The organism is Pseudonocardia sp. Cha107L01, from assembly GCF_052566575.1.
On the sequence record NZ_CP199579.1, the window covers coordinates 4,747,632 to 4,765,748 of the forward strand.

Annotated in this window: 17 protein-coding genes; 8 read left to right on the top strand and 9 right to left on the bottom strand. The window is 72.5% G+C overall.

Translation table 11 applies throughout. The features are described from left to right. Nucleotides 1-79: 79 nt before the first annotated feature. From ACTXG6_RS22355 to ACTXG6_RS22365, 3 genes are all read left to right on the top strand, one after another. Nucleotides 80-700 carry a malonic semialdehyde reductase gene (locus ACTXG6_RS22355; protein WP_445189747.1) on the top strand — a complete coding sequence of 207 codons (621 nt, stop codon included), beginning with the start codon at nucleotides 80-82 and terminating at the stop codon, nucleotides 698-700. 76 nt (nucleotides 701-776) lie between these two features. Further along, complete coding sequence (locus ACTXG6_RS22360) at nucleotides 777-2,159, top strand: FAD-binding oxidoreductase (protein ID WP_445189748.1); 1,383 nt, start codon at nucleotides 777-779, stop codon at nucleotides 2,157-2,159. A 5-nt stretch (nucleotides 2,160-2,164) separates the two neighbouring features. Beyond that, nucleotides 2,165-3,397, top strand: coding sequence for a class I SAM-dependent methyltransferase (locus tag ACTXG6_RS22365; protein WP_445190081.1), 1,233 nt, complete (start codon nucleotides 2,165-2,167; stop codon nucleotides 3,395-3,397). A gap of 127 nt (nucleotides 3,398-3,524) precedes the next feature. On the opposite strand, the gene ACTXG6_RS22370 is transcribed toward ACTXG6_RS22365, so the two are convergent. Beyond that, nucleotides 3,525-3,758, bottom strand: a complete 234-nt coding sequence (locus ACTXG6_RS22370) for a hypothetical protein (protein WP_445189749.1) — start codon at nucleotides 3,756-3,758, stop codon at nucleotides 3,525-3,527. A 256-nt stretch (nucleotides 3,759-4,014) separates the two neighbouring features. Here ACTXG6_RS22370 and ACTXG6_RS22375 point away from each other — a divergent pair, with 256 nt between their 5' ends. Next, the gene (locus tag ACTXG6_RS22375) at nucleotides 4,015-4,293 is read left to right on the top strand and encodes a DUF3040 domain-containing protein (protein WP_445189750.1); all 279 of its coding nucleotides are present in this window, start codon (nucleotides 4,015-4,017) and stop codon (nucleotides 4,291-4,293) included. 145 nt (nucleotides 4,294-4,438) lie between these two features. Continuing rightward, a complete protein-coding gene (locus tag ACTXG6_RS22380) occupies nucleotides 4,439-5,227 on the top strand; it encodes a TIGR03084 family metal-binding protein (RefSeq protein ID WP_445189751.1) in 789 nt (262 codons plus the stop codon). A gap of 9 nt (nucleotides 5,228-5,236) precedes the next feature. On the opposite strand, the gene ACTXG6_RS22385 is transcribed toward ACTXG6_RS22380, so the two are convergent. From ACTXG6_RS22385 to ACTXG6_RS22395, 3 genes are all read right to left on the bottom strand, one after another. Next, on the bottom strand, nucleotides 5,237-7,288 hold the full coding sequence (locus tag ACTXG6_RS22385) for an Hsp70 family protein (protein WP_445189752.1): 2,052 nt from the start codon (nucleotides 7,286-7,288) through the stop codon (nucleotides 5,237-5,239). A gap of 107 nt (nucleotides 7,289-7,395) precedes the next feature. Next, nucleotides 7,396-8,307 (bottom strand): LLM class F420-dependent oxidoreductase, encoded by a 912-nt coding sequence (locus ACTXG6_RS22390; protein ID WP_445189753.1) that lies wholly within the window; start codon nucleotides 8,305-8,307, stop codon nucleotides 7,396-7,398. A gap of 74 nt (nucleotides 8,308-8,381) precedes the next feature. Continuing rightward, the gene (locus tag ACTXG6_RS22395) at nucleotides 8,382-8,834 is read right to left on the bottom strand and encodes a hypothetical protein (protein ID WP_445189754.1); all 453 of its coding nucleotides are present in this window, start codon (nucleotides 8,832-8,834) and stop codon (nucleotides 8,382-8,384) included. A 64-nt stretch (nucleotides 8,835-8,898) separates the two neighbouring features. On the opposite strand from ACTXG6_RS22395, the gene ACTXG6_RS22400 reads away from it, so the two are divergent. Both ACTXG6_RS22400 and ACTXG6_RS22405 read left to right on the top strand, forming a co-directional pair. Next, entirely contained in the window at nucleotides 8,899-9,633 is a 735-nt protein-coding gene (locus tag ACTXG6_RS22400; RefSeq protein ID WP_445189755.1) for an alpha-ketoglutarate-dependent dioxygenase AlkB family protein, read from the top strand. Between the two features lie 45 nt (nucleotides 9,634-9,678). Beyond that, on the top strand, nucleotides 9,679-10,029 hold the full coding sequence (locus ACTXG6_RS22405) for a hypothetical protein (RefSeq protein ID WP_445189756.1): 351 nt from the start codon (nucleotides 9,679-9,681) through the stop codon (nucleotides 10,027-10,029). A gap of 53 nt (nucleotides 10,030-10,082) precedes the next feature. On the opposite strand, the gene ACTXG6_RS22410 is transcribed toward ACTXG6_RS22405, so the two are convergent. The 3 genes from ACTXG6_RS22410 to yaaA all read right to left on the bottom strand — a co-directional run bounded on the left by ACTXG6_RS22410 (nucleotide 10,083) and on the right by yaaA (nucleotide 14,015). After that, on the bottom strand, nucleotides 10,083-11,462 hold the full coding sequence (locus ACTXG6_RS22410) for an FAD-dependent oxidoreductase (RefSeq protein WP_445189757.1): 1,380 nt from the start codon (nucleotides 11,460-11,462) through the stop codon (nucleotides 10,083-10,085). A 167-nt stretch (nucleotides 11,463-11,629) separates the two neighbouring features. Then, complete coding sequence (locus ACTXG6_RS22415; protein WP_445190082.1) at nucleotides 11,630-12,577, bottom strand: serine protein kinase RIO; 948 nt, start codon at nucleotides 12,575-12,577, stop codon at nucleotides 11,630-11,632. A gap of 682 nt (nucleotides 12,578-13,259) precedes the next feature. Further along, nucleotides 13,260-14,015 carry a peroxide stress protein YaaA gene (gene yaaA / locus ACTXG6_RS22420; protein WP_445189758.1) on the bottom strand — a complete coding sequence of 252 codons (756 nt, stop codon included), beginning with the start codon at nucleotides 14,013-14,015 and terminating at the stop codon, nucleotides 13,260-13,262. 282 nt (nucleotides 14,016-14,297) lie between these two features. Between yaaA and ACTXG6_RS22425 the strand changes: the two genes are divergently transcribed. Continuing rightward, nucleotides 14,298-16,049, top strand: coding sequence for a proline--tRNA ligase (locus ACTXG6_RS22425; RefSeq protein ID WP_445189759.1), 1,752 nt, complete (start codon nucleotides 14,298-14,300; stop codon nucleotides 16,047-16,049). A 39-nt stretch (nucleotides 16,050-16,088) separates the two neighbouring features. Here ACTXG6_RS22425 and ACTXG6_RS22430 read toward each other — a convergent pair whose 3' ends face one another. Together ACTXG6_RS22430 and ACTXG6_RS22435 are read right to left on the bottom strand one after the other, a co-directional pair. After that, on the bottom strand, nucleotides 16,089-17,309 hold the full coding sequence (locus ACTXG6_RS22430) for a hypothetical protein (protein WP_445189760.1): 1,221 nt from the start codon (nucleotides 17,307-17,309) through the stop codon (nucleotides 16,089-16,091). Nucleotides 17,310-17,679: 370 nt separating this feature from the next. Continuing rightward, complete coding sequence (locus ACTXG6_RS22435; RefSeq protein WP_445189761.1) at nucleotides 17,680-18,090, bottom strand: secondary thiamine-phosphate synthase enzyme YjbQ; 411 nt, start codon at nucleotides 18,088-18,090, stop codon at nucleotides 17,680-17,682. Nucleotides 18,091-18,117: the final 27 nt, after the last annotated feature.

Sequence of the window (18,117 nt, forward strand, 5' to 3'; positions counted from 1 at the left end):
GCCCAGTCGAGGTTTGCTGGGTCATAAGCGGTGCGCCCGGGGTCGTGCGCATTGACCGGCCCCTGTGAGGAGTTCAACCATGACTGAAAAGATCGCCGACTACTCGGACCTGCTGACGCTGGACGAGGAAGCCCGCAAGTTGCTGTTCACCGAGGCGCGCACCGCGAACACGTTCACCGACGAGCCGGTGAGCGACGACCAACTGCGCGCCATCTACGAGCTGACCAAGTTCGCTCCGACCTCGGCCAACACCCAGCCGATGCGGGTGCTCTACGTGCACAAGGGCGAGGCGCGGGACCGGCTGGTGCGGCACATGCTCGGCGCCAACGGCCCGAAGACCGCCGCCGCCCCCGCTGTTGCCGTACTGGCCGCCGACCTGGGCTTTCACGAGCACATCCCGACGGTCTTCCCGATTCGCCCGGAGATGAAGGACAGCTTCGAGGCCAACCCGGAGGGCCGCGAGGCGCACGCCAAGTTCAACGCGACGATGCAGGCCGGTTACTTCCTGCTCGGCGTCCGGGCGGCCGGACTGGCCGCCGGCCCGATGACGGGCTTCGACGCGGCGGGCGTGGACAAGGAGTTCTTCCCGGACGGTCGGCTGAAGAGCCTTGTGGTGGTCAACATCGGCTACCCCGGCGACGGAGCCTGGTTCGACCGGCTGCCGCGCCTGGAGTACGACGAGGTTGTTAGTCATATCTGAGACTCACCCGGAGTAGTGAGTGGGATAGAGCGGAAACACTAGGAATCTCAGGGTCCCAGCAATTAGCGTCTTCCCTGTGAATGCGTTAACGGGGCACCGGGCGGCTACCGCGGATCTGCGGGCCCGCTACGCCCGGCTGCCCGAGGGGCACGGCGTCCGGCTGGGCAAACCGACCTCCAACCTCTTCCGGTTCCGCTCCGACGGCGACCGGGTCAGCCGGTTGGACGTCGGGGCGCTGGACAAGGTGCTCGAGGTGGACCCGGCGGCCCGCACCGCCACCGTGCAGGGCATGACCACCTTTGAGCACCTGGTCGAGGCCACCCTGGCCCACGGGCTGATGCCGTTGGTCGTCCCACAGCTGAAGACGATCACCGTCGGCGGCGCGCTGGCCGGGCTCGGTATCGAGTCGACGTCGTTCCGGCACGGGCTCGCGCACGAGTCGGTGCTGGAGATGGAGGTGCTCACCGGGGATGGCCGGCTGATCACCGCGACCAGGGACAATGAGCACGCCGAGCTGTTCCGCGGCCTGCCCAACTCCTACGGCACGCTCGGGTACGCCGTCTCGCTGAAGGTGGAGCTGCAGCCGGTCACCCGCTACGTGGCGCTGCGGCACGTGCCGTTCGCGGACGCGGCCAGCTGCGCGGAGGCGATCGCGGCGATCAGCGCGACCGGCAGCCACGACGGCGTGGAAGTGGACTTCCTGGACGGCACCGTGTTCAGCGCGGGGGAGCAGTACCTGACGCTGGGCCGGTTCACCGACGAGCTGCCGGCCGGCTCCGGTGACTCGCCCAGCGACTACACCGGCCAGCGAATCTACTACCGGTCCATCCAGGAGCGGCGCGAGGACGTGCTCACCACGCACGACTACATCTGGCGCTGGGACACCGACTGGTTCTGGTGCTCGCGGGCGATGGGGGCGCAGCACCCGCTGGTGCGCCGGCTCTGGCCCAGCCGCTACCGGCGCTCCGACGTGTTCCGCAAGCTGGTCGCCCGCGACCGGCGGTACCGGATCAGCGAGCGGATCCGCGGCCGGCTGGGTCAGCCGGTCGAGGAGCCGGTGATCCAGGACATCGAGGTGCCGGTGGAGCGCCTAGCCGAGTTCCTGGCCGCGTTCCACGCCGACATCGGCATCACCCCGGTGTGGCTGTGCCCGGTGCAACTGCGCGACCCGGCCGGCTGGCCGCTGTACCCCATGGAGCCCGGCCGGCTCTACGTCAACGTCGGATTCTGGTCGGCCGTGCCACTGGCCCCGGGACAGCCGATGGGCACCCACAACCGCCGCATCGAGCAGCTCGTTGCGGACCTGGATGGGCACAAGTCGCTGTACTCGAACTCCTACTACACGCCGGAGGAGTTCGAGCGGCGGTACAACGGAGCGGCCTACCGGGCACTGAAGAAGGGCTACGACCCGGCCGGCCGGCTGCCTGACCTCTACGACAAATGTGTGCGGGAGCGCTGATGGCTATGCAGGTAGCGGAGCTGTTCCAGAGCGTCATCGGTCCGGACACCTCGGTGCGGGTGACCGGCTACGACGGCAGCGCGGTCGGGCCGCCGGACTCACCGTTCGGTATGCGCGTCCGCACCCCGAGGGCGCTGGCCTACCTCGCGGCGTCGCCCGGCTCGCTCGGCCTGGCGCGCGCGTACGTGACCGGTGACCTCGAGATCGATGGCGAGATGTCCGCGGTGCTGCGCGAGCTGGCCGACGTCACGCTGCACTCCATCCCGAAGGAGCAGCGGGTCAAGCTGGTCCGCTCGCTGCTCGGGGTCCGGCTGCGGCACCGGGCGCCCATCCCGGACGTCGAGTACCGGCCGCACGGGCGGCTGCACTCCAAGCGGCGCGACGCGGGCGTGATCGCCCACCACTACGACGTGTCCAACCGCTTCTACTCCTGGGTCCTCGGGCCCTCGATGGCCTACACCTGCGCGGTCTACCCGACCGGGCACGCCACCCTCGAGGAGGCGCAGCGGACCAAGCACGAGCTGGTGGCGCGCAAGCTCGGTCTGGAACCGGGTATGCGACTGCTGGACGTGGGTTGCGGCTGGGGCGGCATGGTGATGCACGCCGCCGCCGAGCACGGGGTCAAGGCGCTGGGTGTGACGCTGTCCCGGCAGCAGGCGGAGTGGGCGCAGAAGGAGATCGTCGAGCGCGGCCTGACCGAGCTCGCCGAGGTGCGGCACCTGGACTACCGCGACGTTCCGGAGACCGACTTCGACGCGATCTCCTCGATCGGGCTCACCGAGCACATCGGCGAGGCTCAGCTGCCGGCGTACTTCGCCTCGCTGTACGCCAAGCTCAAGCCGGGGGCCCGGCTGCTCAACCACTGCATCACCCAGCCGACCTCGCACGGGCCGAAGCAGGTCGACGCCTTCATCGACCGCTACGTCTTCCCGGACGGCCAGCTGCACGGGATCGGCCGGCTGGTCGACGAGATGAACGAGCAGGGCTTCGAGATCCGGCACGAGGAGAACCTGCGCGAGCACTACGCGCGGACCCTCTACGGCTGGTGCACCAACCTGGACGACCACTGGGACGAGGCGGTCCGCGAGGTCGGCGAGCAGCGGGCCAGGGTCTGGCGGCTGTACATGGCCGCCTGCGTGGTCGGGTTCGAGCGCAACAACATCCAGCTGCACCAGGTGCTCGGGGTCAAGCTGGACGACCGCGGCGAGTCGTCCATGCCGCTGCGGCCGAACTGGTGACGCTCTAGTTCGCGGCCCGGTTCGTTACCGAGCTGCACACCAGGCTTGTTCGATCATGCTTCGACAGGCCTGCTGTGCAGCTCGGTAACGGGCGTGTCGGTGGCGGGCGTGCGGCTCGGGGTTGGGGTCAGCTTCGCTGGGCGCTCTTGCCGGCACCCTTCTTGCCCAGCCGGCGCCACAGGACGAACGTGAAGATCACCGACCCGACCAGCAGTACCCCGCTGAACACCGCGCGGACCCACCAGCCGGCGCCCGGGGTGGACAGCGTCAGGTTGATCAGGAAGAGCACCAGCCAGCCCACCGAGGCCGCTGCGAACATGATGACGTGGCCGAGAGTCGGCTCAGCGGCGTTATTGCGCACCCGTTCAGCTTGACAGGTCACGCTGGGTATGACGACGACGGGCCCGAATCCACGTGAGCGTGATCTCTGTGACTCGAAAGGGGACCCCGCGGCCGTCTCAGGTCACGTTCCGGTAACCTCAATCGTGTCGGCCCGCGCGGATTGCTGGCGGGACCCGACGGTGAGATCCACTCGATCGGGCACTCCTCCCCGGTGTCGTCACGCTGCGCGTGGCGCCCCTACGGTGCCCCGGGTAAGAAACCGAGGAACCTCCGCCATGCCACTGAGCCCGAAAGAACGCGCGGACTTCGACGAGATCGTCCTGCGGCTACGGCTGGAGGACGCCGACATCGGCATGATCGCGCCCAAGCGACGGTCCTTTGCGCTGCTGATCAGTGTGATCGCCGCGACCCTGGTGTTCGGCCTCGGGGTGGCACTCGTCGGCCATGGCGTACTCGGTCCGATCCTGATCATCATGGTGCTGCTGGGCAGCCTGGCGCTGGTCGGCCGGAACTGGTGGCGCTCCCGTGCGAACGACCGCCGCCGTCGCCGCTGATCCTCGGTCCCGGTAGCCGGCGCACGGCCCGGCTGGACCCCGCGCCGGCCGGCGAGTGCCCCGGCGGTACCGGCGGTCATGGGAGAGAATGCCTCCACGGTGCGTCGGTGACGACGGTGACAACTCGGAGGAGAGGACGCCGCCCATGCCGGTCGGGATGGACCAGTTGGCCAACGATCTGCTGGGCGAGACCGAGGCGCTGCGGGTGCTGTTGGTCGGCCTGGACGACGCCGACTGGGAGCGACCCACCCCGGCCGAGGGCTGGTCGGTACGGGACCAGATCAGTCACCTCGCCTACTTCGATGACGCGGCGGTTCGCTCCGCCACCGACCCGGACGGTTTCCAGGCCGATCTGCGTCGGGTGGTGGAGAGCGGCGGGCTCTCGCCCGACGACATCGCCGCGCAGTACCGCGAGCTCGCCCCGGACCGGCTGCTGAGCTGGTTCGACGAGTCCCGCGGCCGCCTGATCAGCACCTTCGCCCAGCTCGACCCGGGCGCCCGGGTGCCCTGGTACGGCCCGCCGATGAGTGCGGCCTCCTCGCTCACCGCCCGGGTGATGGAGACCTGGGCCCACGGCCAGGACGTCGCCGACTGCCTCGGCGCCACCCGGGAACCGACCGACCGGCTGCGCCACGTGGCGCACATCGGGGTGCGGGCCATGCCGTTCAGCTACGCACTGAACGGCCGGCGGGCGCCCAGTACGCCGGTTCGGGTGGAGCTGACCTCGCCGGGCGGCGAGCTCTGGAGCTGGGGACCGGCGGGCGCCGCCGACCTGGTGCGCGGCCCGGCGCTGGACTTCTGCCTGCTGGTCACCCAGCGGCGGCACCGCGACGACCTCGCGCTCGAGGTGACCGGCCCGGTCGCCTCCGAGTGGCTGGCCATCGCGCAGGCCTTCGCCGGCGAGCCGGGCAAGGGTCGTGCGCCACTGGGGTGAGGGTGCCGGTCAGCCGCCGGGCTGGTTCTGCTCAGAATCGGGCGGGCCGGCCGGCTCGTCCGACTCGGGCCCGGCACCGGACGGCGGGTCGGCGGCCAGGACCTGCAACCGCGCGGTGGCGGAGCGGCCGGAGGTGAGCCCGGTCGCGATGATCACGTAGTTGCCCGGCGGGTCCCGCTCGAGGATCGGGCCCTGCACCTTCTTGCCGGTCGCGTCCGCGGGCAGGTCGTCCATCATGCCGTTGGTGGGCCCGGTCCAGCTGAACTTGACCTTCTCGTTCGGGGCGAACCCGGTCGCGGTGGCGAGGTAGGTGGTGCCCATCTTGACCTGGGTGCTGGTCAGCGACAGCTGGGCCGCGGTGGCGGCCGCCGCCGGTGGCCGCACCAGCACGATGTAGACCACGACAGCCAGCACCAGGATGACCGCCACGGCGATGCCGATCAGGAGCAGGCGCCGGGCAGAGCCGCGAGGGCCGGCCGAGCTCGGCGGCGGGCGGTTCGGTTCCTGCCACGGGGACGGCCCGGCACCGGGTGGCGGGTACGGCCGCTGGCGGGGTGGCGCGGGCGGCCGGACCGGCGCCATCCGGCCCGGCGGAATGGTGTTGGAGTGCGCGGGCGAGTAGGCGTGGGTGGGTACGGGCGCACCGGTCGGGCGCTGTCCCGCGCCCGGTCGCTGCCGCGGCGGCGGTGCCTGGTTCGGAGGCACCTGCCACGGCGGCCCCTGGGGTGGCTGTCCCTGAGGTCGGGGCCCGTGCGGCTGAGGTCCGCGCGGTTGGGGCATCTGCTGTTGGGATCCCGGTTGGGGGCCCGGTGGGGGTCGCTGTGCCGGGGGCCGCTGGGGTGGGGGTGCCTGTGCCGGCGGTCCCTGGGGCGGGGTCCCCTGGGGTGGGGGCACCACTTGGGTTGCCGCCGGGTCCGCCTGGGCGGACACCGGAGGTTCGGCCGGTGCGGGGGCCCGCTCGCCGCGGGCGAGGAGCACGGTGCGCACCTGCGAGGCGGGTGCCTGGGCCGCGAGGGTGGCGGCGCCGAGGGCGACCGCGTACTTGGGATGGGTGTCCACCACGGTCGGGCGCCCCAGCTCGGCCGACACCATGCGGGCCACCAGCGGGATCCGCGAGGAACCGCCGACCAGCAGGACCGCGCTGAGGTCGGCGGGTTCGACCTGCGCCGAGCGCAGCGTGCGGGACAGGGCCCCGATGGTGGAGTCGATCTGTGCCCGCACCAGGTCCTCGAAGTCCGAGCGGGTGAGGGGTATGCCGAAGTGCCGCCCCGGCAGGAACACCGGGATGGTGGTCTCGGTGTCCACCGAGAGGGTCTCCTTGGCGAGCACGCAGTCCTGGCGCAGCCGGGCCAGCGCGGACGCGGTCTGCGGGTCGCGCATGTCCAGCTCGTTCAGCGCGCCGTCGCTCTTGTGGCTCACGTAGCCCAGGATCGCCTCGTCGAAGTCGACCCCGCCGAGCCGTTCGACGCCCTCGGGCGTGCCGAGGATCTCCACCCCACCGGGCACCGCGCGCAGCACCGTGGCGTCGAACGTGCCGCCGCCAAGGTCGTAGACCGCTACGGTCTGGCCGTCGGCCAACTGGCGGGAAGCGGCGTAGCGGGCCGCCGCCGCCTCGGGCTCGGTCACCAGCTGGGCGTTCAGCAGTCCCGCGAAGCCGGCGACCTCCTCGAACAGGGCCCGGCGGAACGGCCCCCAGTTGGCCGGGTGGGTCAGCACCACCCGGTCGGGCGGGCCGCCCTCGCTCTCCACCACCCGGTCCAGCACGTCCCGGAGCAGGGTGCCCAGCAGCGCGGTGACCGAGTACGGCTGGCCGCCGAGGATCACCGGTGTCGGGTCGCCGAGGCGGCGCTTGAACACCCGGGTGGTGCGGTCCGGGTTGCTCAGCGCGCGCAGGCTGTTGACCGCCTCGCCGGTGAGCAGGACGCCGTCCTCCTGCAGGTACACCACGGCCGGCGTGACCTCCGAGCGGTCGCCCAGGGTGAACATCTCGACCCGGGACGACACGGCGAGCGCGGCCGCGACAAATGTCGTGCCGAGGTCCACGCCCAGGCTGTAACCCACCGCAACCCTCCGCTCACAGGGAAACCGATGGTAACGGCTGGGGCCAGATCAATGGCCGTTTCCGCATGATCAGCTGCCCCGCCCCGGGCGGCGGTGGGCCGGGGCGGCTACCGGTCGCGCAGCGACATCAGCGCCGGGGCCAGGTCGCGCCACTGCCCGTCCGGCACGCCGCGCTTCGTCTCGGGCAGCGCCTGCACGGCCACGTGGTCCGCGCCGGCGTCCAGGTGTTCGCGCACCCTGGCCACGATCTGGTCGGCGTCGCCCCAGGCCACCAGTGCGTCGACGAACTTGTCGCTGCCGCCGTCGGCCAGGTCCGCCTCGGTGAAACCCAGCTCCAGGATGCTGTTCACGTAGTTGGGCTGGCCCAGGTAGACCTTGGTGTACTCGCGCCCGATCGCCCGGGCCTTGTCCGGGTCGGACTCGAGGACGACGGCCTGCTCCGGGCACAGCAGCGGCCCCGCGCCGAGGGTCTCCCGGGCGCGCGCGGTGTGCTCCGGGGTGACGAAGTAGGGGTGGGCGCCGTCGGTCCGCTCGGCGGCCAGCCGCAGCATTCTCGGCCGTAGCGCGGCGAGTACCCGGCGCACCGGGGTGGTCGGGCGCTGCGCCAGGTACGGGGCCTTGTCCATGCCGTCCAGGTAGTTGCGCATGGCGGTGAGCGGTTTGTCGTAGTTGTGCCCGCGCAGGTCGCCGACCAGGTTCTGGTGGCTGACCCCGAGCCCGAGCAGCATCCGCTCCGGGAATGCCTCGGTCAGCCCCTTGACCGCGCCGGAGGTGGCCACCGCGTCGCGGGCCCAGATGTTCGCGATGCCGGTCGCGCCGATCAGCGTCCTGGTGGCCGAGAGGATCAGCGCGAGATGGACGAACGGGTCCCGGCCGGCCACCTCGGGCAGCCACACCGCGCCGTAGCCCAGCTCCTCCAGCTCGGCGGCCAGCTCGCGGGAGCGGCTCGCCGGCACCGTGTCCAGTGCGCCGGTCCAGATGCCGATCCGGGGGATGGGGAAGCGATCGCCGTCAGCCATGCGCCGAACCTATCGCCGGGGCCTCCCGGTCGCCCGGCGGAACCGCCGGATGCTCCGCGCGGAGCACCGTCGCACTAGACGTGCTGGTCGCGCGCACCCACCACACCGCGCAGACCCGAGCAGTTCACGCAGCCGGCGCAGCCGACACAGTCCCGGCAACCCACGCAGGCCACACACCCGACGCATCGGGTGCACCCGATGCAGAGCAGGCACGCCACGCAGGCGCTGAGCGCGACGCAGAGCAAGGTCAGGACGCTGCCGGCGACCCCGGCGCTGCCGGCGGTGGCGACGCTGCCGGCGACCCCGGCGCTGCCGGCGGTGGCGACGCTGCCGGCGACCCCGGCGCTGCCCGCCGTAGCGACGCTGCCGGCCACCGCGGCGCTGCCGGCAGTGGCGACGCTGCCGGCCACCGCGGCACTGCCGGCGCTGGCGACCGAGCCGATGACCGCGACCGAGTCGGCGGCGCCGGACTCCGGGTGCGCACCGGAGGGGTCGGATCCGGCGCGGAGCCCGCGGCTTGTGGTCACCGGATGAGCATGTCAGGTAACACCGTCGGCGCGGCAGCCCGGCGCCGGGCACACTGGCGATGTCATGACGTCACCCGCCTCGAGCTCGCCGCGCCCCCGAGCGGCCGCCCACCCCGCTGCCGGTCAGCCGGACGCGCTGATCCCTCGGCCCCGCCTCGAGGTCGCGCCCGGCGCGGTGCACCTGCCGGACTGGTTGGACCTCGACGAGCAGCGCCACCTGGTGCGGGCCTGCCGGGAGTGGGCGGCGCCGCGCGCGTCGGGCGAGCCCGGGATGCGGGCCACCCGGCTGCCCAGCGGTGGGGTGATGTCGGTCCGCTCGGTGTGCCTCGGCTGGCACTGGCGCCCGTACCGCTACTCCCGGACCGTGGACGACGGCGACGGCGGGCCGGTACTGCCCTTCCCGGCCTGGCTGGCGGACCTGGGGCGCCGCGCCGTCGCCGAGGCGTACCGCGACCCGGCCGCCGGTGCCGCCTACGAGCCGGACATCGCGCTGGTCAACTACTACGACGAGAAGGCCAGGATGGGCCTGCACCAGGACCGCGACGAGCGCAGTCGCGACCCGGTGGTGTCGCTCAGCCTTGGCGACACGTGTGTGTTCCGCTTCGGCAACACCGAGCACCGCAACCGGCCGTGGACCGACCTGGAGCTGCGCTCGGGCGATCTGTTCGTGTTCGGCGGGCCGTCCCGACTGGCCTACCACGGCGTGACGCGCACCATGGCGGGCACCGGTGACCCTGCCACCGGGCTGAGCAGCGGCCGGCTGAACATCACCCTGCGGGTGTCCGGTCTGGACACCTGAGGCGGGGGAAACCGCACGGGCCGGGTCTGGCGATCAGTTCACCGGATGACCGATACTTCGAACATGTGTTCGAGTTCAGAGAACTGGCAGCCACCGCCCGCGCCGGCCATCGCCCGGTTCGCGGCGCCCGCGGCGGCGCCGGACGTGCGGCCGGTCTGGGTCCTGCTGGAGCAGGTCGTCAGGCACGATCCGGCGGTGGCGCGCACCGTGGGCGACGGGCTGGACCTGACCGGTCGGGCCAAGGGTTTCCTGCTCGAGTGGCTGCGCAGCTCCCGGGGCGACTGGCTTGCCGTGGTGCACTACGAGGTGCACTTCGCGGACGGCAGGGAGACCACTCAGTGGTGGCGTGACCAGCGGGTACCCGGGTATGCACTGCTGCCGAGGCAGGAGCGGTGACCTGTGAGTGGTATTGGTCGCCCTGGCGACCAGTACCACTCACGGGTGCTGCGCTAGACGTCCGCCCGTGTCCGGTTCAGCGCGATGTCCAGCAGTGCGTCGGTGCGGCACAGCTTGACCCTGGGCCGGCCGTGCGGCTCGCCGGCGGTGCGCTCGGCTGCGTCGATGAGCTGCCAGCCCTGCTCGGTGACCAGGTCGGGCTGGCGCTCGGCGAGCCAGTCCTCGATGTCGACCGAGCCGTCCCGGTCGTGCCGGCGCAGCTTCCCGCTCGCCAGGTCGGCGAGCAGCTGGGTGACCGTCTCGACCGAGTCCTTCCGGTTGGTGCCGATGATCCCGGTCGGCCCGCGCTTGATCCAGCCGACCACGTACTCCCGCTCGGCGCCGACCACCCGGCCCAGCTCGTTCGGGATGACGCCGCGCCGCTCGTCGAACGGCAGGCCGTCGATGGCGATGCCCTTGTAGCCCACCGCGCGCAGCACCAGGCCGGTCCGCACCGTCTCCCGCGCGCCGGTGTCGTGCGCGCTGACCCAGCCGTCCTCGGCGGTACGCAGCTCGTTGTGGCCGAGCACCAGCTCCTCGACCCGGCCGTCGCCGCGCAGCTCCACCGGGGAGCGCTGGAAGCGCAGCGTGATGTGCCGCTGCCCGTACTCAGTGTCGCTGTCCGCGTAGACCCGCATCACCCCGAGGTTGCGCTTGGCCACCTTGGACAGCGAGTCCTCGTCGATGTCGGCGACCTGCTCGGGTGCCACGTCGACCCCGGACTCGGTGTACTCGGGCAGCTCCTTCAGCTCCGGGGTGGTGAAGGCGGCCTGCCCGGCGCCGCGCCGCCCGACCACGAGCACTTCGGTGATCTTGCTGTCCCGCAGCACCTCCAGCGCGTGGTCGGCGATGTCGGTCTTGGCGAGGCGGTCGTGCGGCGAGCAGAGGATGCGCGCGACGTCCAGTGCCACGTTGCCGTTGCCGATCACCACCGCCCGCTCGCAGCTCAGGTCGAAGGTGAGGTCGGCGTAGTCGGGGTGCCCGTTGTACCAGCCCACGAAGTCCACGGCGGCCACGCTGCCGGGCAGCTCCTCGCCGGGGATGCCCAGCTTGCGGTCGCCCTGGGTGCCCACGGCGTAGATCACCGCGTCGTAGCGCTCGGTGAGCTCGTCGCGGGTGATGTCTCCGCTGATTCCACCGCCGACCTCGACGTTGCCGAAGAACCGGAACGACTCCTGCGCGGCGATCTTGGCGTATACCGAGGACACCGACTTGATCTTCGGGTGGTCCGGCGCGACCCCGAAGCGGACCAGTCCCCACGGGGTGGCCAGCCGCTCGAACATGTCGACCCGGACGTCCAGGTCAGGGTTGTCCAGCAGTGCGCCGGCAGCGTAGAAGCCGGACGGTCCGGATCCGATGATGGCAACGGTGAGCGGGGCCTCGGCGACGGCCATGGGCTTCACATCCTGGATCGCGCGGTCGAGCGGCCGGGGGAGCCCGGCCGGTGGTGGCTCGTGAGCCCCACCTTGCCAGGTCCGGCCCGGTCCGGCCCGCTGGCCCGCCCGGCGGGTGGACCGGGCGGGCCGTGCACGATGGCCGGTTCTCCCGGTCGCCCGGCTGCTCACCCGGTGCCGAACGCCTCGCTGACCAGCCGCGCGAGCAGGGCGTCCGGGTCGCCGAGGCGCGCCGGCAGGCCGCGGGCGGCGAACCAGGTCGCGACGTTGTGCACGTCGCGGTGCAGAAACTCCGCGCCGCGCGGGTTGGCCACCACATCGACCACCTGGGGCAGGTCGATGAGGATCAGCCGGCCCCGGTGCACCAGCAGGTTGAACGCCGAGAGGTCGCCGTGTGCCAGGCCGTCGCCGGCCAGTGCCAGTAGTGCGTCGGTGAGCTGCGCCCACAGGTCGGCCAGCTGGGTCGGGTCCGGCCGCAGCTGGGCGAGCCGGGGCGCGGCGGTGCCGTCGGGCTCGCCGAGGAACTCCAGCATCACCTCGGTGCCGGCACGCTGGGCCGGGTAGGGGACCGGCGCGCCGACCCGCCACAGCCGGCTCAGCGCCCCGAACTCGGCCGCCGCCCACTGCTCGGCGAGCAGGTTGCGGCCGAACGCGGTGCGGCCGGTCATGGCGCGCATCTCCCGGGACCTGCGCACCCGGCGGCCCTCGAGGTAGCCGGCGTCCCGGTGGAACATCCGGTGCTCCGCCGGCCGGTACCGCTTGGCGGCCAGCAGACAGTGCCGGTCGGTCCCCGGGAGCACCCGCCGGACCAGGTGGACGTCGGCCTCCTTGCCGGTCTTCAGCACGCCCAGCTCGGTGTCCACGGCGGCCAGTTCGGTGATCAGCCAGCCGGGGTGGGGCTCCGGGCCGTGGTCCGCGCCGTCCCAGCTGGACCAGCGGTCACCGGCCGGTGGGCCGCCGGCGGTGTCCAGGTGGTCCTCGCGCTGCTGGGCGAGCCTGCCCCGCTCGGCCTCGGTCAGCCGACCGCGGCGGGTCGGTTCGGGTTCGTCGTCGAAACGCGGGCGCCGGCGCGGGCCGCCGCGGCGGGGCCGGGCCGGCCGTTCACCGCCGAACAGACCGGTGTCGGAGTAGCTGGAGTCGTTCGGGTGATCGTTCGGGTGATCGTTCGGGTGATCGGAGTGCGAGCGCACTGGGAGGTCTCCTGACCAGGGGTACGGGTGCCCCACCGGTGCTCGCGTACGACGCGGGAGCTACTCGGGAGGGGCGGGCGGACGGGAACGGGCCACGCCCGTGACGGCAGTCGTTCGCATCGGGCCACCTCCGTCGTCTCCGCCGGTCAACCGGCTCCTGATCTCCTCGGGCACCACGGTGCCCCGGATGCACACGCCTGACAACCGAGTTTCGCCGCGCCGGCTCACGCGGTTCCACCGGCTCCGGCGGCTCCGGCGGCTCAGAAGCTGAGCAGCGCGAAGGTGGTCGAGAAGACTTTGACACTTGGGCAGAGGACACACCGCCGCCGTTCCGCTGGGGGTGACGCCGAGTCACCGACAGGACGGCCCAGTGTCGACCCTGGTGCGTCCATCGTCACCGAGACCAACGTCAGTCCGGTAATTTTCGCCGGGAACCAGACTCACGTCGACCTCGACGCAGCCCGCCCCCAGGTCAACAGCCTGATTCAGTCGGCCGGTCACCGACTGTGATCCCGGCGACTCCAACCCGACCACCGACCGAGCCCCGCCCCGGCTCAACCACTCACCTCGGCGGTCCGGCCGAACCGGTGTCACGTCATCGCTTCCCTCAGCCGAGTGGGTCGGGCAGCACCAGGTCGAGCTCGTTCTCGGTGTCGCCGCGCTCGATCGGCAGCCCGGCCCGGCGCAGCACGCGCAGCAGCCCGGCCAGGTCCGTCGGCTCGGCCTTCGAGGTGGCCAACAACCGTGCCAGCCGCCCCTTGGACGCCTTGTTGTGGTGGCTGACCACGGTCCGGGAGCCGTCGGCGCGTTCGGTGAGCACTCGCACGGTGACTGCGCCCGGCACCCGGCCGAGCGCGGCGTAGGAGCCGGAGCGCAGGTCCACGACCAGCCCCTCGAGGCCGGCCAGTACCGGATCCAGGGTCGGTCGCCAGAAGGCGGCGAGGGTGCCGCGCCCGGGCAGCGCCGACCCGGCGGAGAGCCGGTACGCCGGGACCGGGTCGCCGGCCCGGAGCAGGCCGAACAGCGCGGAGCCGACCGCCAGCCGCTCGGTGGCCCTGGCCGCGCCGGCGCCGCGCAGTGAACCGGCGTCCAGCGCGTCGTAGAGCACCCCGGTGTAGCGCCGCAGCGCCGGGCTGGTCGGCGTCGACCAGAGCGCCGCGTTGCGGGCGACCTCGCCGTCCTGGCGCTGCGAGATGCCCAGTGCGGCGCGGCTGGCGGCGGGGTCGGCGGCGAGCGCGACCAGGTCGTCGATCAGTTCCTTGCGGGCCGGGTTGAGCTCGCCGAAGGACAGCTGGTCCAGCTCGAGCGGTGGCCCGTCACCGCCGTCGGACTTGGTCTCCGAGGGGGGCAGCAGGATCAGCACGAGTCGCAGGCTAGCCGACCGATCGGAGCCGACCTGAGGCCCGGTGTGACCATCGTTATTTAGGAAGCCTTACTTTATTTCGATACCGTGGCGCGGACGAACACTGCCCAGCGAGTGGAGGAATCGACCTCATGGTTCGGGTGCTGCGAGTGGCGGTCGTCGGGGCGCCACCTCGGCGACCCGGCTGGTCCTCTCGAGATCGATGTGCACCCGGTTCTTAGCGTCATGCCGGTGACGGTAACCGGGGGGACCGACGAAACCGGTCCTCAGTACGCTCGAGACGTGTTTACCAGGATGTCCTCGCTGTTCCTGCGCACTCTGCGCGACGATCCCGCCGATGCCGAGGTGCCGAGCCACCGGCTGCTGGTGCGGGCCGGCTACGTCCGGCGGATAGCACCGGGGGTCTACTCCTGGCTGCCGCTCGGGCTGCGGGTGCTGCGCAACATCGAGCGGGTGGTGCGCGAGGAGATGGATGCCATCGGCGCGCAGGAGATCCACCTGCCCGCGCTGCTGCCCCGGGAGCCCTACGAGGCCACCGGGCGCTGGACCGAGTACGGGCCGAACATCTTCCGGCTCAAGGACCGCAAGGGCGGCGACTACCTGCTCGGCCCGACCCACGAGGAGCTCTTCACGCTGACCGTGAAGGGCGAGTACAGCTCGTACCGGGACTACCCGGTGATCCTCTACCAGATCCAGAACAAGTACCGCGACGAGGAACGGCCCCGCGCCGGCATCCTGCGCGGCCGGGAGTTCCTGATGAAGGACTCCTACTCGTTCGACCTGACCGACGAGGGCCTCGCCGAGTCCTACCGGCGCCACCGCGAGGCCTACATCGCGCTGTTCGACCGCCTCGAGCTCAAGTACGTGATCGTCTCGGCGATGTCCGGCGCGATGGGCGGCTCGGCGTCGGAGGAGTTCCTGGCCGAGGCGGAGACCGGCGAGGACACCTACGTGCGCAGCACCGAATCCGACTACGCGGCGAACGTGGAGGCGGTGCACACCCCGGCGCCCCCGGCCCAGTCGATCGAGGACAAGCCGGCCGCCTCGGTGCACCACACACCGGACACCCCGACCATCGAGACGCTGGTCGACTTCTTCAACCGCGCCGGGCTCGGGCGCACCTTCACCGCGGCGGACACGCTCAAGAACGTCATGGTCAAGACCAGGACGCCGGGCTCGACCGAGTGGAAGCTGCTCGGGGTAGGCGTGCCCGGCGACCGCGAGGTCGATATGAAGCGGCTCGAGGCGGCGGTGCACCCGGACGAGGTCGCGCTGCTCGACGAGGCCGACTTCGCCGCGAACAGCTTCCTGCCCAAGGGGTACATCGGGCCGGTGGGGCTGGCCGCGAACGGGGTCCGTTTCCTGGTCGACCCCCGGGTGGTACCCGGCACCGCCTGGCTGACCGGCGCGGACAAGCCGGACCACCACGTCGTCGACCTGGTGTGCGGGCGGGACTTCACCCCGGACGGCACCATCGAGGCCGCCGAGGTCCGCCCTGGCGACCCCTCGCCGGACGGTCAGGGAACGCTGGTCGCCGCGCGCGGGATCGAGATCGGGCACATCTTCCAGCTCGGGCGCAAGTTCGCCGACGCGTTCGGGCTGGACGCGCTCGGGCCGGACAGCAAGCCCATCCGGATCACCATGGGGTCCTACGGCGTCGGGGTGTCCCGGCTGGTCGCGGCGATCGCCGAGCAGTCGCACGACGGCTCGGGGCTGATCTGGCCGCGCGAGGTGGCGCCGGCCGACGTGCACGTGGTGATCGCCGGCAAGTCCGAGGAGATCCGCGCCGGCGGGGAGAAGCTGGCCGGTGAGCTGGATGCCGCCGGGCTGCGGGTCCTGCTGGACGACCGCACCTCCTCGCCGGGGGTGAAGTTCGCCGACGCCGAGCTGATCGGGGTGCCGACCATCGTGGTGGTCGGGCGCGGGCTGGCCAACGGCGTGGTGGAGGTCAAGGACCGCCGCTCCGGCGAGCGGGCCGACGTGCCGGTGGACGGCGCCGTGGCCCACCTGGCGGAGTTGGTGCGAGCCCGGTAACGGCGGTGACAGCGGCGGTGGCGCGGCCGTGGCACTGGGTCAGTGGTCGGTGACCCGCACGCTGCTGAGGATCTCCGACACCACCTGAGGGTCGACCGGCGCCGGCGTCGCGGGACCCCCGGCCGCGTCGTGCGCCACGACGAGCAGGAGCACGCCGGTGCCGCCCGCCGCACCCTTTCTCGCGGTCGGCAGCGCCACCACGGTCAGCCGGCCGGTGAGGTCGGGACAGCCCGCCGCTGCCACCGGGCGCACCGTGACCAGCGACGTCGAACCGGTCAGGTTGCCGACGCTCAGCGGGGCCGGTGCGGTGGCGTTCGTGGTGGCGCCGGCGCCGTAGAAACTGGTGGCGAACAGCGGCCCGAAGTCGCGCGCGGCATCCTCGGGGCGTGCGTCGACACCGTCGCGGCGCATCAGGAACGTGCTGCCCACGGTGGCCCGGTAGCGCCCGTGCCCGCCGCAGACGTACCGGGCACCGGTGGCCACCCCGTCCAGCGCGACGCCCTCGACGGAGGTCTCCGGCCCGCCGGGGGTGAGCTTCCAGTCGGCCGGCACCAGGTAGCTGAGGTCCCTGGCCTTGACCGCCAACCCGTCCTGCCGCGCCCCGAGCCGGTGCGTCAGCAGAGCGGTGCCCGCGATGCCGAGCGCGCCGAGGGCGACTATCGCCACCGCCGCGACCACCCACCACCGCCGGCTCTGGCCCAGCCAGCCACCTCGGGCCCCGACCTGGCCGGCGATCGGCGGCAGGATCGGTGCCGGGTAGTGCATCGGCCCGAGACCGGCCGGTGGTTCGGTGACCCGCTGGTTCGGCGAGTAGAGCGCGGCCGGATCGCGGCGCCCGGGCCGGCTGCCCCAGACGGCGTTGCCCGGTGTGCCGGGGCCGGCGAGTCCGTCGGGGCCGGCGGGTGCGTTCGGGGCGGTGGGTGTGTTGGGGCCGGTGGGTGCGTTGGGGCCAGTGGGTGCGTTGGGGATGCCGGGTCGGGGAGCGCCGGGTGGGCTGAAGGTGCCGGGTGGGCTGAAGGTGCCGGGTGGGGTGATGGTGCTCAGGCGGGCCGCGCCGGTGCCTCGGCGGGTCGGTCCCGCCGGCGACCTCGGACGGCGGATCGGCGGCGTGGGAACCGGCCGGTTCGACCGTGGCCGCACCGCCTCCCCGGGGCCGCCGATGTCCGGTTCCGGCCCGCTGAACGGGTTGATGCCACCGCCCGAGCGCGCCGCGTCGGGGTCGGCGCTCCGGCGCGGTTCGAGTTCGTCGGACCAGGTCACGACCGCACGGTAGCGGGGCGCCCGGCGCCGCCGGGGCCGTTTCGCCGAACTCGGCCCGACCGGGACGGCCGCCCCGACGGACGCGTGGCCGGCCGTTGCGACGGCGCGCACCGTGCGTGGACGTCGCGCACCTCGCACCGTGCGCGAGGTCCACGGAGGGTGCGCGGCGTGGTGTCGCAAGGTGCGCGGGAGGTACGGGAGGTGCGCGGGCACCACGGGAAGGCGCGCGGCGCCATGTCGGGGTACGCGGGAACCACGGAAGGTGCGCAGCGCGGAGTCGGAGGGGTGCGCGGCGTGGTGTCGCGGGTGCGCAGCGTCCACACCAGGTGCCCGGCCGTTGCGACGCGGGCGCCCTCCCGGGACGGGCTCCTCAGCCCGGCAGGAAGGACAGCCGGACCGTGCGCACCGGGTTGTCCACGTTGGTGTCCACCAGGCACAGCGACTGCCAGGTGCCCCAGGCCGGGCGGCCGGCCAGCACCGGCACGCTCATCGACGGCGCGAGAACGGCGGGCAGCACGTGGTCCCGGCCGTGCCCCGGGCTGCCGTGCCGGTGGGTCCACCGGTCGTCGGCCGGCAGCAGCGAGCGCAGCGCGGTCAGCAGGTCGCGGTCGCTGCCCGCGCCGGTCTCGATGACCGCCAGCCCGGCCGTGGCGTGCGGTACCCAGGCGTGCAGCAGGCCGTCCTCGTCCGCGTGCTGGCGCAGGAACGCCGCCACCTCGTCGGTGAGGTCCACCACGGCCTCGTCCCGGCCGGTCCGGATCTGGATCTCCTCGCTGTGCACGGGCCCGACGCTACGCCGCGCCGGACC

Excerpts from the sequence above, each read along its gene's own strand:
- ACTXG6_RS22355 (WP_445189747.1), top strand. The coding sequence starts at position 80 with ATGACTGAAAAGATCGCCGACTACTCGGACCTGCTGACGCTGGACGAG.
- ACTXG6_RS22365 (WP_445190081.1), top strand. The coding sequence starts at position 2,165 with ATGCAGGTAGCGGAGCTGTTCCAGAGCGTCATCGGTCCGGACACCTCG.
- ACTXG6_RS22375 (WP_445189750.1), top strand. The coding sequence starts at position 4,015 with ATGCCACTGAGCCCGAAAGAACGCGCGGACTTCGACGAGATCGTCCTG.
- ACTXG6_RS22380 (WP_445189751.1), top strand. The coding sequence starts at position 4,439 with ATGCCGGTCGGGATGGACCAGTTGGCCAACGATCTGCTGGGCGAGACC.
- ACTXG6_RS22390 (WP_445189753.1), bottom strand. The coding sequence starts at position 8,307 with ATGGCTGACGGCGATCGCTTCCCCATCCCCCGGATCGGCATCTGGACC.
- ACTXG6_RS22400 (WP_445189755.1), top strand. The coding sequence starts at position 8,899 with ATGACGTCACCCGCCTCGAGCTCGCCGCGCCCCCGAGCGGCCGCCCAC.
- ACTXG6_RS22405 (WP_445189756.1), top strand. The coding sequence starts at position 9,679 with ATGACCGATACTTCGAACATGTGTTCGAGTTCAGAGAACTGGCAGCCA.
- ACTXG6_RS22410 (WP_445189757.1), bottom strand. The coding sequence starts at position 11,462 with ATGGCCGTCGCCGAGGCCCCGCTCACCGTTGCCATCATCGGATCCGGA.